Origin of the sequence: Sphaerisporangium album, from assembly GCF_003323745.1 — a bacterium.
GTDB lineage: Bacteria > Actinomycetota > Actinomycetes > Streptosporangiales > Streptosporangiaceae > Sphaerisporangium > Sphaerisporangium album.
The window spans coordinates 73,492-88,664 of record NZ_QOIL01000009.1; the positions used below are offsets into that span (position 1 = coordinate 73,492).

Genomic DNA, 15,173 nt, shown 5'->3' on the forward strand with positions numbered 1-15,173 from the left:
ACCGTAGCAGTCGCCATCGCCGCAGGTCGACCCATGGCATAAAGGCACTTATGTTGACCTTCGGGTCGAGCCGCGCGAGCACCTCCATGGGCTGCCGGCCTCCTGCCCGCTCACCGAGGAGGAGCGCCTCGCCGGCTCCCGCCGTCCAGGAACGCCACGAAGCCCCGTTCGCCCTGCTGCCGGACCTCAGAAACCTCGCAGCTCACATGAGGCCCGGCCGCGTCCCCGCAGGGAGATCAATCCACCGCGCCCGGACAAATGTGGCCAAGCGGACAGGGTGATATCTTCGACCTCACAGCCGTACGGGGGGCCGAGTTAAGAGGAGTTTCGTTGGCCCGAAAGACGGTCACACCGCCATTGGCCTCCCAGCGAGCCGGCGCCGCGAGCCCGGCGCCCCGCCCCGTCGCCTTGCTGATCACCGCGCTGGTCGCCGCCCTGATCGCGGGGCCGATCGGATACCTGATCGGACGCCCGGACGCCGGCCAGGTCGCCATCGCCGACATGCAGGAGGCCGACGCGAAGCGGGACGTCCAGCAGATCGGCGAGCTGACCGCCTCCGCGCGCAAGACCGCCGAGGAGCTGAACCCCGTCCTGTCCGGAGTCGTCGCGGCGTTCCCCAAGGACCCGGCGGCGAACCCGCGACCGGCCGGGCCGGCGCCGCTCGGGGACCTGGCGGAATGGCAGCGGGTCCTGCAGCAGGCCGTCGCGAGGCACGCGGACACCCCCTCGGGGACGACCGCCACCAACGTGGCGCGCGGCGGCTTTCGCAGCGCGGTGAACACCCTGGCCGCCGCCGTCGACACCTACGCCGCCGCCGAGAAGCTGCCCGCCGACGCGCGGCAGCCGATCATCGACCTCGCCACGCGCCAGCGCTCCGCCGGCATCGCCATGTGGTCCGTCGCGGCGACCCAGCTCGACCAGCTCAACATCGACGCGGGCAACGGCCACCAGCACGTGTATCTGTCGAGCACGCCCGGAGAGGGCGCCATCTCCCCCGATGGCGTGCCGGAAGGTCCTCCTCAGTCCGGCGCGCCGACGCGCTCCTGAGCCCCGGCCCGGACGAGAGCGGCAGGCACGCCCGCTCCGGACGTGCCTGCTGTGATGGGCACGGGCCGCCCGCAGAGACCGGGCGGCCCGCGGGGGTCACACGGGGTTCAGGTACCAGATCTCGTTGCCCGCGACGACGCCGAGGCCGCCGTCGGTGTTGCCGGTGATCGTCTGCTGGTCCAGGGTGGTGCCGCCACCCGCCGGCGAGTGGAGCACCTTGCCGCTGAAGCGGTTGACCAGGTAGAACGTCCCGTCCGCGACGCGCTGGAGCGTCCATTGCTGGCTGGTCGCGGTGCCGCAGGTCGCCTGCCTGATCTGGACGCCGTTGGTCGTGCTCGCCGAGACGAGGTCGAGGCACTTGGCGCTGTTGACGTTCACCAGCTTCCAGTACGTCCCCGTGGCCTGGAGCGTCCACCGCTGGCTGGTGGCGCCGGACGGCGCGTTGTGCGTGATCAGCGCGCCGGACGCGGTCGAGCCGCCGGCGGGCTCGGCGTTGTCGCGGCTGTCGTGACCCTGCAGGTAGTAGACGCTGTTGTTGACCGGCGCGACGCCCGCGACCTGGTTGAAGACCCACTGCTGGTTGGTGGCGCCGGTGTAGGTCTGCTGGGTGACGGGCGCGGGGTAGGTGCCCGTGGCGGTCAGCGCCAGCCCGGACAGCCAGTCGAAGATCGCGAAGGTGTTGCCGCCGGTCGACATGTACGCGAAGCGCATGCCGTCCTGGCCGGCGCAGATGTACTGCAGGAGCGTCGTGCCGGGCGTGGTGCCGCTGTAGGAGCTGTCGGCGCACAGGCGGCTTCCGACGTTGATGAACTGCAACCCGGTCGTGTAGCCCATCAGCCACTTCTGGCTCGGGGTGTCGACGCGGGCGCGCTGGCTCAGCTCGGTCAGCGTCCCGGTGGACGCGCCGATGGGTTCGAGCGCGCCTCCCGTCGACACGTTCGTGATGACGTAGGTGTTGCCCACCTTGGGGTGCGGGTCGCTGTCGGCCGTGGCGCCCGCGATGAAGTAGGCGCTGTTGGCGACGTTCCAGTGCGTGGCCAGGTAGCTGCCCGCCGTGGGGTTGGCGTTGAAGTAGTCGTCCCGGTTGCAGTCGGGCAGCCGGTAGTCGTTCCACTGCAGGCAGTTCCACGACGGCGTGCCGCCGTAACACATGAGGTCCCACTGGTCGAGGCAGTGCCAGCTGCCGTCGGAGTGGGGCGCGCTGAGCTGCACGGCGCCGAACGTGTGACCGAGCTCGTGGGCGATGGCGTTGGCGCCGAAGCAGCCGGGGATGGCGTCCACCCGGGCGTAGGCGAGCCCGTTGTTCTGGTTGGCGGCCCCGGTCGTGAGGTCGTCGCCCTTGATCTCGCCCATGCCGCAGATGACCGTGGCCTCGGTGAGCATGAGGTAGTGCCGGTCGACGCTGGTGTAGCCGAGGGCCTGCACGGCGCTCACGCTGGAGTAGAAGTCGGCCAGCGAGCCGGCGGGGACCACCAGGTTGCGCACGACGGCGGCGCAGCCGCCCGTCACGGCCGTCGTGACGTACCGGATGTGCCGGCTGCGGTTGGACGTGGCCGCGCCGTCGTTGAACTGGTCGTCGGCGTTGGCGAGCCAGGCCCGGAACATGGGCAGGAACTGCGTGTAGCGGTCCGGCATGGACGCCTCGCGCACGTACAGGACCTCGACGCGCTTGCCGCTGGTGCCGTCGCCGTCGCAGGCCACCAGCTGGGGGCTGACCGGGGCCTTGGCCAGGCTCGGCGCGAGCGGCGCCGGACCGGCGCGCTCGCCGATCTTGGCGCCGGGGAAGGTGTCGGACACGACGTGGGAGCGACCGCCGTCCGGCGGTGCGGCGGCCGACGCCGCCGGGGGTGAGGCGACCAGACCGGCTGCGAGGAGTAACCACGCGGCGGCCAGCGAGAGACTTCGCCTGAGCTGCATGCCGATGAACTCCGATCGGTACGGAGACGCCCTCCGGGGGCGATTCACCGGCAATGATCACATCGCCGACATCTAATATTGAACGTTTGTTACATTTCTCACAAACGGTTGACGACGCGCATTTCAAGTGGTCAATCAGGTAATTGCAGCTTGATCTGGTAACTCCGGTTTCCTATCGCCGGTACCGCCACTATCCGACGCAATCTGTCACGCTGCGCTACCTCGCGACCGGGGTCGCGTTCACGCGGGAGAACCCGGACCCGATCGGCCGTTCCACCCCTCCGACCTGCACGCCTCCACCACGGACGGTGCCTTGGGCCGCCATGGTCCCGCTTATCCACTAACTCCGCCCCACGAAAGCCCGCGAAATCGAGGACGGAAATCGGTTTCGCGTCGTGGCCGAACGTCGCCGGGGCGAGACCGTGCCTCCCTCGCCTTCCCTCGCTCGCCCGGTACCTTCGACGACCCGGACGCGCTTTTCGCCGCCCACGGCCGCGACGGACGTTTTTTCTCCGCGCCGAGGATGGTTTTGTACCGCCCTTTTCTCGGAGGGCGCCGACGCCGGAACCGAAGGAACGGTGGGGCCGTCGGGACCCCTGGCCGAGCGGGCGCGGGACGGACGGCCGGCTTGACCCGCCCGGCCGTGTCCCGTCGATTCGGACGTCAATTCACGCGGTTTCCGGTCGGGAACATTCCGGACATTTCACCGTAACTGATCGTCTATAGCGTCGCGGGCATTACCAGGTTCCTCAAGGAGCATGTGGTGCCCAGAACTCGCCTCACCCTCGCAACCCTCCTCGCCCTCTCCCTCCCCCTCACGCTCGCCCCGGCCCTCGCCCCGACGGCCGCCGCCGCCAGGACCGCCCACCGTCCACGCGTCCTCGACCTGGAGACGCTCACCGGCGCCCAGGCCGAGGCCATGATGGCCAAGGGGCAGCTCACCTCGGTGGAGCTGACCCAGGCGTACCTCGACCGGATCGAGGCGCTGAACAAGCGCGGACCCGCGCTGAACGCCGTCACCCAGCTCAACGCCAACGCGTTGAAGGAGGCGGCGCTGGCCGACCGGCAGCGCGCGGCGGGGCACGTCCTCGGCCCCGCGCACGGACTGCCGATCCTGCTGAAAGACCTCATCGACGTCACCGGGATGTACACCTCGGCCGGCAACTATTCGCTGCGCAGGTCGTACCCGGCGACGGACGCGGGCATCACCAAGAAGCTGCGCGAGCGCGGGGTCGTCATCCTCGGCAAGCTGGGCCTCTCGGAGTTCGCCAACAGCTTCGGCAACCAGCCGTCAGGTTTCAGCAACCTCACCGGGCAGGTCCTCAACGGCATCGATGCCGACCAGAACCCCAGTGGTTCGTCGTCCGGAACCGGCACGGCCATGGCGGCGGCGCTGTCCACGCTCGGGATCGGCACCGAGACGTCGGGCTCGATCATCAGCCCGTCGAACGCGCAGAGCCTCGTCGGGCTGCGGCCGACCGTCGGGCTCGTCCCCGGGTACGGCATCGCGCCGATCAGCGCGTCACAGGACACGGCGGGGCCGATGGTCCGCAGCGTGTCGGACGCGGCGATGACGCTCGCCTCGATCGCCGGGCCCGACCCCGGCAGCGACGCGGAGTACACCGCGATCTTCGGACCCGACTACCTCGCCACAGGCGTCATCCCCACCCTGCCCGCCCAGGTGCCCGACTACATGAAGGCCCTCGACGTGAACTTCGTCAGGGGCAAGAAGATCGGCTACAACGGCACGCTCACCGACGGCACCCCGCTCAAGATCGCCTACGACGCGCTGGTCGCCGCGGGCGCCGTCATGGTGCCGCGGCCACAGGCGGCCGTCGGCACGCTGCCGAGCCTGCCCGCCGGGTACGAGCAGCACAAGACCATCGACGAGTACTACAAGCGGCTCGGCCCGCAGGCGCCGATCAAGTCGCTGGCCGAAGAGGTCGCCGACAACCAGGCCAACGCGCAGCAGGCCCTGAAGTTCGGCAACAACAGCCACCTCAACGCGCTCGCGGCCGACGTCACCCCCGGCGGGGCCAACGAGGCGACCTACCGGGCGAACCTGCCCGTCCGCAAGGCCGCCTGGCACAAGGCCATCGACGACATGATGACCTACACCAACTCCGACCCGTCCCAGCCGGCCGACCCGGTGATCGCGATCCTCGGCGGCGTCCCGAACGGGCCGCAGGCCGGGTACCCGACACTGACGATCCCCATGGGGTACTCCGCCACGCACCGCCGCGCGCTCAACGTGCAGGTCCACGGCGGCGCGTACGACGAGTACGACCTCATCGGCGTCGGCTACGTCATCGAGCAGGCCACCCGCCTGCGGCAGACGGCCGGCTCGGTGAACCCGAGCATGTACCGCTGCGCCAGGACGGTGCCGGCGGAGCCGTTCGCGGCGCGCGGGCACTGCAACCCCGACCACGACACGATCATGGACCTGCTCGGCCGCGCGCCGAGGCCGCTGCCGTTCTCGCTGGAGACCGAGTCGGCGGAAAGCCTCTCCGCCCGGCTCGCCGCGGGCACGCTGAGCTCCGAGGACCTGGTCAGGGCGTACCTGTACCGGATCGCGCTGACCAACGCCGAGGGACCGGCCACCCAGGCCGTCCGCGCGATCAACACCGACGCCCTCAAGGAGGCCCGCGAGCTCGACCGCGAGCGGTACGCCGACAACAAGAACGGGAAGGACAAGAAGGGTCCCAAGCCGCCGCGCGGCCCGCTGTACGGCCTTCCCGTGCTGCTCAACGACGGGTTCGACGTGGACTCGCTCGCGACGACGGGCGGCTCGATCGCCCTGCAGGACCTCCGGCCGAACCGCGACGCCACGGTCGTGGCCAAGCTCAGGGCCGCCGGGGCGATCATCCTCGGCAAGACGAACATCACCGAGCTGAACGGCGTCTTCGACGCGAACATGCCGAAGGGGTACTCCTCGCTCGCCGGCCAGGTGCTCCTGCCCTCCGACACCGACAAGACCCCGGCCGGCTCGTCCGCCGGATCCGCGGCGGCGACGGCGTCCGGGCTGGCGGCGTTCACCATCGGTATGGAGACCTCACCCGACTCGGCGCAGCTCGTGGCCCCCGCCGACGCGGCGGGCGTCGTCGGACTGAAGCCGACGGTCGGCCTGGTCAGCCGCACCGGCGTCCTGCCGGTCGCCCGGTCGCAGGACGCGCCGGGGCCGATCACCCGCACCGTGCGCGACGCCGCGAGCGCGCTCACGGTGATCGCCGGGCCCGATCCGGCCGACCCGGCGACCAAGGGCGCGCCCGTCAAGGACTACACGGCGGGCCTGTCCAAGACCGCCCTGCAGGGCAAGAAGATCGCCGTCGTGGCCAGCACGGCAGAGCCGTACCCCACGATCGTGAAGACCCTGCAGACGCTCGGCGCCACGACGACGCAGGTCACGCCCGGCACGCCGAGCCCGGACCCGGCGAGCGTCGTGCCGGGCGAGTTCAGGCGCGACCTGAACACCTACCTGTCCGGCATCCGGCGCGGTCCCGGAGCCCGTTCGCTCCAGGCCGTCATCGACTACAACAACGCCAACCCCGTGGAGGGACTCAAGTACCAGCAAGGCCAGTTGCTCGCCGCCCAGGCCGTCGACCTGTCCGACCCCGCGACCGGCGCGGCGTACAAGGCCGACCTCGAGGCGGGCAAGGCGTCCAATCAGGCGCTGATCGACGGCATCCTCGCCAACGGGACGCCCGCCGACAGGTCCGACGACTTCGACGCCGTGCTGGTCCCGAGCGGCAGCCCGCTCGTCGGGTACGCCGACCGCGCGGGCTACCCGGCACTGACGCTCCCGGCCGGGTACGGAGCCACCGCCAGTTCCTCGGGCCACAACCCGATCGGCGTCACCCTCGTCGGCACGGCCTTCAGCGAGGCGACCCTGCTCGCCGACGGCTACGCCATCGAGCAGGCGGCGAACGTCCGCCTGGCCCCGAGCTTCACCAACCCCGGCATGTGGCGGTGCGTGCCCGGCAGCACGTTCTTCACCGGGGAGCTGTGCAACCCCGGCGACCGCCTCCTCCGGTCCCGCGACCACCACGACCGCCACTGACGCCGCCAACGGATCCAGGGGCCCGCGCCGTCGACCGGCGCGGGCCCCGCGTCCGGCGCCCGGGTCTGTCGCGGGCCAAGCCGGCACCGTGTTTCGGCGTGCGGGGACCGCGTACGGGCTAAGGGTTCACAAAAAGGGCGAACGCGTGCACCGTCCGGGCGGCCGGGCGTGTCACCCTCCTAGTGACGACGACGCTCCCCGGGCGAGCGCCGCCCGGAGAACGACTGCTGGACGAGCGGTGGAGCGATGGACGAGGGACCGGACCACCCCGGCGACCGGCGGCCTCAGGGCAGGCCCGGTTCCTCGCTGACCGCGACCGCGGGCGGCGGGCCCGACCAGCGGATCCTGCGGATCCTGGCCTGGGCCGAGCGCGTGCTGCTCTACCTGGTGTCGGTCATGCTGCTGGTCGTCGGCGCGGCCATCGTCGTGTTCATGTGGGTCACGGTGCTGGAGAGCCACGGATCATGGACGAGCAGGACGATCATCGTCATCGAGGAGCTCCTGCTCGTCCTCATCGTCCTGGAGATCTTCATTACCGTGCTCGCGCACCTCGAAGGCGGCCGCCTCCAGCTGGAACCCTTCATCATCGTCGGGGTCATCGCGGTGGTGCGGCACATCCTCTCGGTGGTCGTCCGGCTCACCGTGTCCCTCACCCCGGACCAGAGCCGCGCCCAGTGGATCGAACTGGCCGTGTACGCCGGGGTGGCCTTCGTGCTGGTCGCGGCCCTGGCCATCGCACGATGGTCCCAGCGGATGGCCGACCGGGAACCATCGGGACCCGCGCCGTAGCTCAGTTGAGCTTGCCGGGATGCATGACGACCTTGGTCCAGCCGAAGTCCCTGTGGTCGAAGTGCTCGTAGCCGGTCGGCGCGTCGTCCAGGTTCAACTCGTGCGAGACGACCCAGGACGGCTTGGCCTTCCCCTCGTGGATGAGGCTGCAGAGCGCCCGGTTGTAGTTCTTGACGTTGCACTGGCCGTTGCCGATGGTCTGGCCCTTGAACCAGAACATGCCGTAGTCGAAGGCGATCTCGCCCTGCTTGTAGAGGTCGTCCGGGCTCCCCGGGTCCGAGGGGACGAAGACGCCGACGACGCCCATGGTCCCGGTGAACTTGACCGACTTGACCAGGTTGTTGAGCGTCATGTTCGGGTGCTCGTGCCCCTCCGGGTCGTGCGCCTGGTACCCCACGCACTCGCAGCCGCGGTCGGCTCCCAGCCCGTTGGTGAGCTCCATGACCTGGTCGACCGGCGAGACCTTGGAGTCGTCGATCGGGATCGCGCCGATCTCCTCGGCCTTGGCGAGCCGGTCGGGGTGACGGTCCACGATCATCACCTTGGCCGCGCTCTTGAGCGTGGCGGAGTAGGCGGCCATCAGGCCGACCGGCCCCGCGCCGTAGATGACGACCGATTCGCCCGCCTGCACGCAGGCGAGCTGGGTCGCGTGCCACCCGGTGGGCCAGATGTCGGCGAGCATCACGTAGTCGGTCTGCTTCTCCTTGGCGTCCTCCGGGAGGACGAGGCAGTTGAAGTCGCCGTACGGCACTCGCAGGAACTCGGCCTGGCCGCCGGGGTAGGGCCCCATGTCCGCGAAGCCGTAGGCCGCTCCGGCCATGCCCGGCTCCGGGTTGGTGGTGAGGCAGAAGGCCGTCAGCCCCTTCTCGCAGTTCGCGCAGAAACCGCACGAGATGTTGAACGGCACGACGACGATGTCGCCGACGCGGACGTGGTCGACCGCCTCACCGACCTCGACCACCTCGCCCAGGTTCTCGTGGCCGAGGATCCGTCCCTTCTCGAAGTCGGTCCGGCCTTCGTACATGTGCAGATCCGACCCGCAGATGTTGGTCGTGGTGACACGGATGAGGACATCGGTTGGGCGCTCTATCCGGGCGTCGGGAACGTCTTCGACGCTCACCTGTCGAGGTCCCTCGTAGACGACGGCTTTCATTGTTCTCTCGCATCCAGTTGATCGCGAAGGATCGAAGCGACACCGCCTCGGGCCTGGACGCCTCGCCGTTCAAGGGGGGCGCCGGGGCCAGGCGGTGACTACTCGGTCGCCGGCCTGAAACGGCATCGGCGCCGCCTGCATACAGACATTCCGCACGCCCACCCCTACCCGGCCATGAAAGTGCGCAAAACGACGCAAACCCCGCAACCGTTCCAAATGTCCCCCAAGTCACCCATCACGCCAAACCCGGCTCCGGACCGTCGCCCAAAGCCGGGCGCGTGTCCAGCGCTTTCAGAGGGGCGAGCGCACGGACGCTGGAGCCGGGCCACCAGGTCCTCACGGTCGACGCCCGCGGGCCACACCGCCCGCGTGGCCCGGCCCTCCGATCTTTCCGCTGAAGCAGGCGACGCTCTCTGCCCAAAGATCCTTACTGGGGCGTTGACATCCGATCAATGTCGATTTTCGATGGTAATCGTCGTGCTGTGTTCGGTGTGGTCCGTCAACGGTGATCTGCGACGACATCGATCGCCCCGGCGCGACGTGCCTTTCCACCCCCCTCTCCCCACGCGCCCGCTCCCCCGACCAGGCAGGTCGCCCCCGTCACGCGGCCCGCCCTGTTCGGCATGGGCGCAGCCGAAAGGATCAGCATGCGACGTACATTCAGGCTGCTCTGCGCCGCCGTGCTCGGGCTCGCCTTCGCCATCGGAACGGCGACGGCGACGGCCGCGCCCGCGCAGGCCGAGTCGAACGGCGGCGTGCGCGTCATGCCGCTCGGAGACTCCATCACCGACGGGTTCAACGTGCCGGGCGGGTACCGGATCAACCTGTGGCAGCGGATGGCCTCGGGCGGCTACACCGTCGACTTCGTCGGGTCGGGGTTCAACGGCCCGGCGTCCCTCGGCGACCACGACCACGAGGGCCACTCGGGGTGGCGCATCGACCAGATCGACGCGAACATCGTCGCCTGGCTGCGCAGCTACACCCCGCGCACGATCCTGCTGCACATCGGCACGAACGACATGGGTCAGAACTACGACGTCGCCAACGCGCCGGCCCGGCTGTCCGCACTGATCGACAAGATCCGGGCCACCGTGCCGACGGTGGAGCTCTTCGTCGCGCAGGTCACGCCGGCCGCCGACCCGGCGTTCGAGTCGCGGATCCAGGCGTTCAACGCGGCCGTCCCCGGCGTCGTCGCGCAGAAGGGTCCGATGACCCACCTGGTCGACATGCACACCGGCTTCACCACCGCCGACCTCGCCGACGGCCTTCACCCCAACCAGGGCGGCTACGACAAGATGGCCGCGCGGTGGTTCTCGGCGTTGCAGTCCGTGCCCGGCAGCCTGACGCCCCAGGTGACCGTCCCGCCGGTCGGCACCGCCGTCTCGGTGGTCAACCCGCAGTCCAACCGTTGCCTGGACGTCAGCGGGGCCTCCACCGCCGAGGGCGCGCAGGTGCACATCTGGGACTGCCACGGCGGGACCAACCAGCGCTGGACCCGCACCGCGGCCGGTGAGCTGCGCGTCTACGGCAACCGCTGCCTCGACGTGAACGCCAACGGCACGGCGAACGGCACGAAGATCCAGATCTGGAGCTGCAACAGCTCGACGGCACAGCGGTTCACGTTCAACGCCGACGGGAGCATCGTGGGCGCCGGGTCGGGCAAGTGCCTCGATGTGGCGGCCAGCGGGACCGTGAACGGGACGCTGGTGCAGTTGTACCAGTGCAACGGCACCGGGGCGCAGCGCTGGACCGCGCGGTGACCACCAGGCGAGTCCAGACGGCGCGGTGATCGGGACGCGCACCCGTACGGCGTGCTGATCGAAAGGCACACCCGTACGGCGCGGCCGGTCCGACACGCGCCGAGGCGGTGGGGAGGCGCTCGCGTCGAGCGTCTCCCCACCGCCGGCGGCTACGGGCGTCAGCCGGTCGTGATGTCCGCGCTGTCCAGCGCGGCGTTGAACCCCGAGCTGCTCGCGTTGCGGTTACCGGTCACCCGGACCCGCAGCGTGTGGGCGCCGTTCGGCAGGACCGGGCTGGTCCAGACGACCCCCGAGGCGTTGCGAGCCGGGCTGTAGTCGTCGACCATCGTCTCCGTGCCGCCGTCGACGGAGACGGCGATGATCTGCTGGTCGACGTCCCGCACGGCGTGCAGCGCGACGCGGGTGCCGTTGAACGCGAGGGTGGCCGTCGAGCCCGCGGTGTAGCTCCAGTTGGCCGTCCCGGCGTACATGTCCGGCACGCCCGTCGTCAGGCCCCACCCGGAGCTGTAGCTGAACTGGTTGGGACCCGTGCCGGTGCTGTTGCCGTCCACCGTGATCGTGGCAGGCGGCTGCGCCGGCGCGGTGGTGACGTCGGCCCGGTCGAGCGCGATGTTGATGCCCGTGCTGGACGGGTTACGCTGACCGGTGTTGACGATCGTGAGCGTGTGCGCGGCGTTGGCCAGGACCGGGCTGGTCCAGACGACGCCGGAGGCGTTGCGGGAGGCCGCGTAGTCGTCGACGGTCTGCGGCGCGCCGCCGTCCACGGCGACCGTCATCCTGCCCTGGTCCACGTCGCGGACCGCCCGCAGCGCCACCTGCGTTCCGGTGAAGCGGAAGGTCGCGGTGGCCCCGGCGACGTGGCTCCAGTTGGCCGTCCCGGCGTACATGTCGGCGACGCCGGTGGTGACCCCCCAGTCCGCGCCGTACTGGAACTGGTTCGTGCCGGTGCCGGTGGCGTTGGCGTCCACGATGACGGTGCCGCCGCCGGGCCCGCCCGGACCGCCGGGGGTCAGCGTGACGGTGTAGGCGTCGGTGCCGGACAGGTGGGTGACCGGGACGGTGACGGCGCCGCCCGAGACGGTCACGTTCTGGTCGGAGACGACGATCGGCCCCGACAGCGGGCTCTGGTGCGGGATGCGCTCGACACGGACGCGCACCGCCCCGTTGTTGACCAGCCACGGCGTGGAGGACAGCCCGTTGATCGTGACGGTCGTCCTGCCCGTCTGCCCGGCGTTGTTGCCGAGCAGCGCGACGGCCCTGCCCTGCGCCTGGTCCACGGCCGCGGCCACGGCGACGCCGTTGCCGTTGGTGGTCGTGACGAGGGTGCCGGTCATCTGGGCGTACGCCCGGTAGACCCAGTACTGCCCGGTGGGCTGCTGGTCGGGGGTGAGGACGGAGTCCAGCGTCCCGGCGACGCAGCAGTCCGACCAGATCGCGTGGGCGGCCGCGGTGACCGAGGAGACGGCGAGCCGGTCGAGGTACCAGGCGAGGTAGCCCGGGTTCTGCTGCTGGGAGAAGAGGTACTCGTCCATCGTGAACGGCATCGCGGGGATCGAGCGCGCGGACAGCAGCCCGGCCGCGTCGTTCGCGTCGGCCACGGGGTCGCCGCTGAAGTGCCAGTTCAGGACGTTCGGCAGGGTTCCGTCTGCCTTGGTGCGGGTGAGCCAGTCGCCCAGCCAGGTGCGGTTGTAGCCGCCGTACGACGGGCCCACGATCACGGCGGACGGGTCCAGGCGGCGGATCTCGTTCACCGCCGTGTTCCACATCTGGTAGTACTGCGGGCTGTTCACGCCGCGCGGCCAGAAGCCCGTCCCCTCCGGCTCGTTCCAGATGTCGTACCGCACCCGGAGCCCCGAGGCGCGCACGTCGGTGACGAGCCGGTTGACGAACGTCCGCCAGTTGGAGCAGTCGCCGTTGTCGCAGGGGTAGACGGTGTTGGCGGGCTGCTCGGTGTCCGCGCCCCAGACGTCGGAGACGAGCAGGTGGTACGTCGCGTCGTAGGGCGCGGCGGTGACCCGGCGGGCCTGGTCGAGCGCGGAGTTCAGCCGCACGCGGTAGCCGTTGCCCGCCGTGTAGCCGTCGCCGAGCCAGCCGTGCCCGGCGATGCGCGCGCCGCCGCCGCGGAACAGCGTCGGCCGCAGAGGTTGCAGCAGGCTGTCCGCGGGCCCGGCCCCGTTCTGGGTGAGGCCGTACAGGAAGCCCGCGCCCGCGCGGGTGGGGACCTTGCCGCGTTCTGCCAGGTTGACGGTGACGGTGGTGTCGGCCGCCTCGGCGGGAGCGGAGGTCAGCAGCGCGGCGGCCAGGACGAGGGCCGCCGCGGCGGCGACTCGTAAGCGGATCATGTGGGTTCCTCCAAGGACAGGGGGGTGTGGGCGTCGTCTCGGACGAAAACGGGAATGCGGTCGAGCGGAGCGTCGACCGTGACGCGGGCGCCGCCCTTGTAGCGGGTGTTGCCGTCGGTGTGGGTCCAGGTGGCGCCGTCGGGGAGATACACCGGGCGCGTGCGCGCGCCGGGCTCGGTGACCGGCGCGACCAGCAGGTCGCGTCCGAACATGAACTGGTCGTCGACGTCCCAGGCGGCCGGGTCGCCGGGGAACTCCAGCAGCAGCGGGCGCATCAGCGGCAGCCCCGTACGCTCCCCCTCGCGCAACTGCGCGTGCAGGTACGGCCGCAGCCGCTCGCGCAGGCGCATGACCGAGGTCATCGCCGCGTACGCCTCGTCGCCGAAGGACCAGACCTCGTTGGGTCCGCCCGCGACGCCCACGAAGCTGCGCGTCTCGCGCGGCTCCCGATGGCCGTGCAGGCGGAAGAGCGGGCAGAACGCTCCGTACTGGAACCACCGGACCATCAACTCGCGGTAGGCGGGATCGCCGGGGTCGCCGCCGTGGAACCCGCCGATGTCCGCGGCCCACCACGGCATGCCGCTCATCGCGACGTTCAGCCCCGCCCGGACGGTGGACGCGAGCGCCTCGAACGTGGCCGGGATGTCACCCGACCACAGCGCCGCGCCGTAGCGCTGGGACCCGGCCCAGGCGGAGCGGACCAGGGACAGGATCTCGGTCTCGCCCTGCGCCCGCATGTGCTCGTAGACGCCGCGCGTGTGCTCGCGGGGGTAGAGGTTGGCGACCTCGGCGCCGGGTCCGGCCGCGTAGGAGTGGTGCTCGGGGTGGCGCATCTCCGGCTCGCAGGCGTCCAGCCACCACGCGCGGATGCCGAGGTCGTAGTAGTTCTCGCGCAGCCGGTCCCATAGCCAGGCGCGGGCGCGCTCGTCGGTCGCGTCGTAGAAGGCCACGGCGACGTCGGACGCGGCTCCGCGCCCGGCAGCGGCCCCGGCAACGGACTGCGTACCGGGCTGCGTACCGGGCTGCGTACCGGGCTCGGTGCCGCCCCCCGCGCCGGGTTCTGGCGTGGGCTCGATGTCGGGCCACTCGGCGTGGGCCGTCGAGCCGCCCTCCCCCGCGATGAGCAGCCCCGCGTCGCGCATCGGCGGATGGTTGGAGGACAGCGGGCTGACCGACGGCCACACCGACACCGCCACCTCGACGCCCATCCCGCGCAGTTCCTCTACCATCGCGCGCGGATCCGGCCAGTGCCGCTGGTCGAAGCTCCAGTCGCCGAGGTGCCGCCAGTGCAGGTAGTCGACGACGATGACCGACAGCGGCAGGCCGCGCGCGGCGTACTCCCGGGCCACGCCGAGCAGCTCGTCCTGGCTGGAGTAGCGCAGCTTGCTCTGCCAGAAGCCGGAAGCCCAGGCGGGGAACCTCGGGGCGTGCCCGGTGGCGTCGGCGTAGTTGCCGAGGACGCGCGCCGGGGTCTCGCCGGCCGTGAGCCAGTAGTCGAGCTGCCGGGCCCGGTCGGCGACCCACCGGGTGCCGTTGGCCGCCAGCTCCACCCGGCCGACCGCCGGGTTGTTCCACAGCAGGCCGTACCCCCGGCTGGACACCGCGAAGGGGATGCTGACCTCGCCGTTGCGCTGCTGGAGCCCCAGCACCATGCCCTTCTGGTCGAACCGGCCGTGCCCGTACTGGCCGAGGCCGTAGATCCGCTCGTCGTCGTAGGCGGCGAAGCGCTGCTCGATGCGGTGGACGCCCCCGCCGAGGGCCTCGAAGTGGCGCGCGCCCGGCCACCAGAAGTGCGCGGGCTCCTCGCGGAGCAACTCCGCGCCCGTGTCGGCGCGGGTCGCCGTCAGCAGCCCGTCCGCGGCGGTGACGGTAATCCGCAGCAGGCCGCTGGTCAGCGTGGCGGAGTCCGCGCCGATGTGGATCTCGGCCTCCTGCGGGGCGGGCTCGGGTTCGAGGGCCCCGGGCAGGTCGTCGCGCAGGCGGTGGACGCCGGCGCGCACCCGGACGCTGTCCCGGCCCCACGGCCGCACGGTCAGCAGGTGATGTTCGTGCCTCCACATCAGCTCGTCGCCGGATCGGAAGAACGGAAGGGACAAGGAACTCTCCAG

General features: G+C 70.9%; 8 protein-coding genes. 4 read left to right on the plus strand and 4 right to left on the minus strand.

The features are described 5' to 3' along the window. The first annotated feature begins 330 nt into the window (after positions 1-330). Positions 331-1,047 carry a hypothetical protein gene (locus DQ384_RS17240; protein ID WP_147268808.1) on the plus strand — a complete coding sequence of 239 codons (717 nt, stop codon included), beginning with the start codon at positions 331-333 and terminating at the stop codon, positions 1,045-1,047. Positions 1,048-1,143: 96 nt separating this feature from the next. On the opposite strand, the gene DQ384_RS17245 is transcribed toward DQ384_RS17240, so the two are convergent. Next, entirely contained in the window at positions 1,144-2,964 is a 1,821-nt protein-coding gene (locus DQ384_RS17245) for an RICIN domain-containing protein (protein WP_114029857.1), read from the minus strand. A gap of 763 nt (positions 2,965-3,727) precedes the next feature. Between DQ384_RS17245 and DQ384_RS17250 the strand changes: the two genes are divergently transcribed. Further along, a complete protein-coding gene (locus DQ384_RS17250; RefSeq protein ID WP_147268809.1) occupies positions 3,728-7,021 on the plus strand; it encodes an amidase family protein in 3,294 nt (1,097 codons plus the stop codon). Between the two features lie 246 nt (positions 7,022-7,267). Beyond that, entirely contained in the window at positions 7,268-7,810 is a 543-nt protein-coding gene (locus DQ384_RS17255; protein WP_114029859.1) for a phosphate-starvation-inducible PsiE family protein, read from the plus strand. Position 7,811: 1 nt separating this feature from the next. Here the strand turns inward: DQ384_RS17255 and DQ384_RS17260 are convergent, their stop codons facing one another. Further along, positions 7,812-8,930, minus strand: a complete 1,119-nt coding sequence (locus DQ384_RS17260) for a glutathione-independent formaldehyde dehydrogenase (RefSeq protein ID WP_342769411.1) — start codon at positions 8,928-8,930, stop codon at positions 7,812-7,814. Positions 8,931-9,610: 680 nt separating this feature from the next. Here DQ384_RS17260 and DQ384_RS17265 point away from each other — a divergent pair. After that, the gene (locus DQ384_RS17265) at positions 9,611-10,723 is read left to right on the plus strand and encodes a ricin-type beta-trefoil lectin domain protein (protein WP_114029861.1); all 1,113 of its coding nucleotides are present in this window, start codon (positions 9,611-9,613) and stop codon (positions 10,721-10,723) included. A gap of 158 nt (positions 10,724-10,881) precedes the next feature. Here the strand turns inward: DQ384_RS17265 and DQ384_RS41295 are convergent, their stop codons facing one another. Next, positions 10,882-13,065 carry a hypothetical protein gene (locus DQ384_RS41295; protein WP_181871262.1) on the minus strand — a complete coding sequence of 728 codons (2,184 nt, stop codon included), beginning with the start codon at positions 13,063-13,065 and terminating at the stop codon, positions 10,882-10,884. Continuing rightward, complete coding sequence (locus DQ384_RS17275) at positions 13,062-15,161, minus strand: glycoside hydrolase family 31 protein (RefSeq protein ID WP_245966552.1); 2,100 nt, start codon at positions 15,159-15,161, stop codon at positions 13,062-13,064. Before DQ384_RS17275 ends, DQ384_RS41295 begins: the two co-directional genes overlap by 4 nt. Between the last annotated feature and the right edge of the window lie 12 nt (positions 15,162-15,173).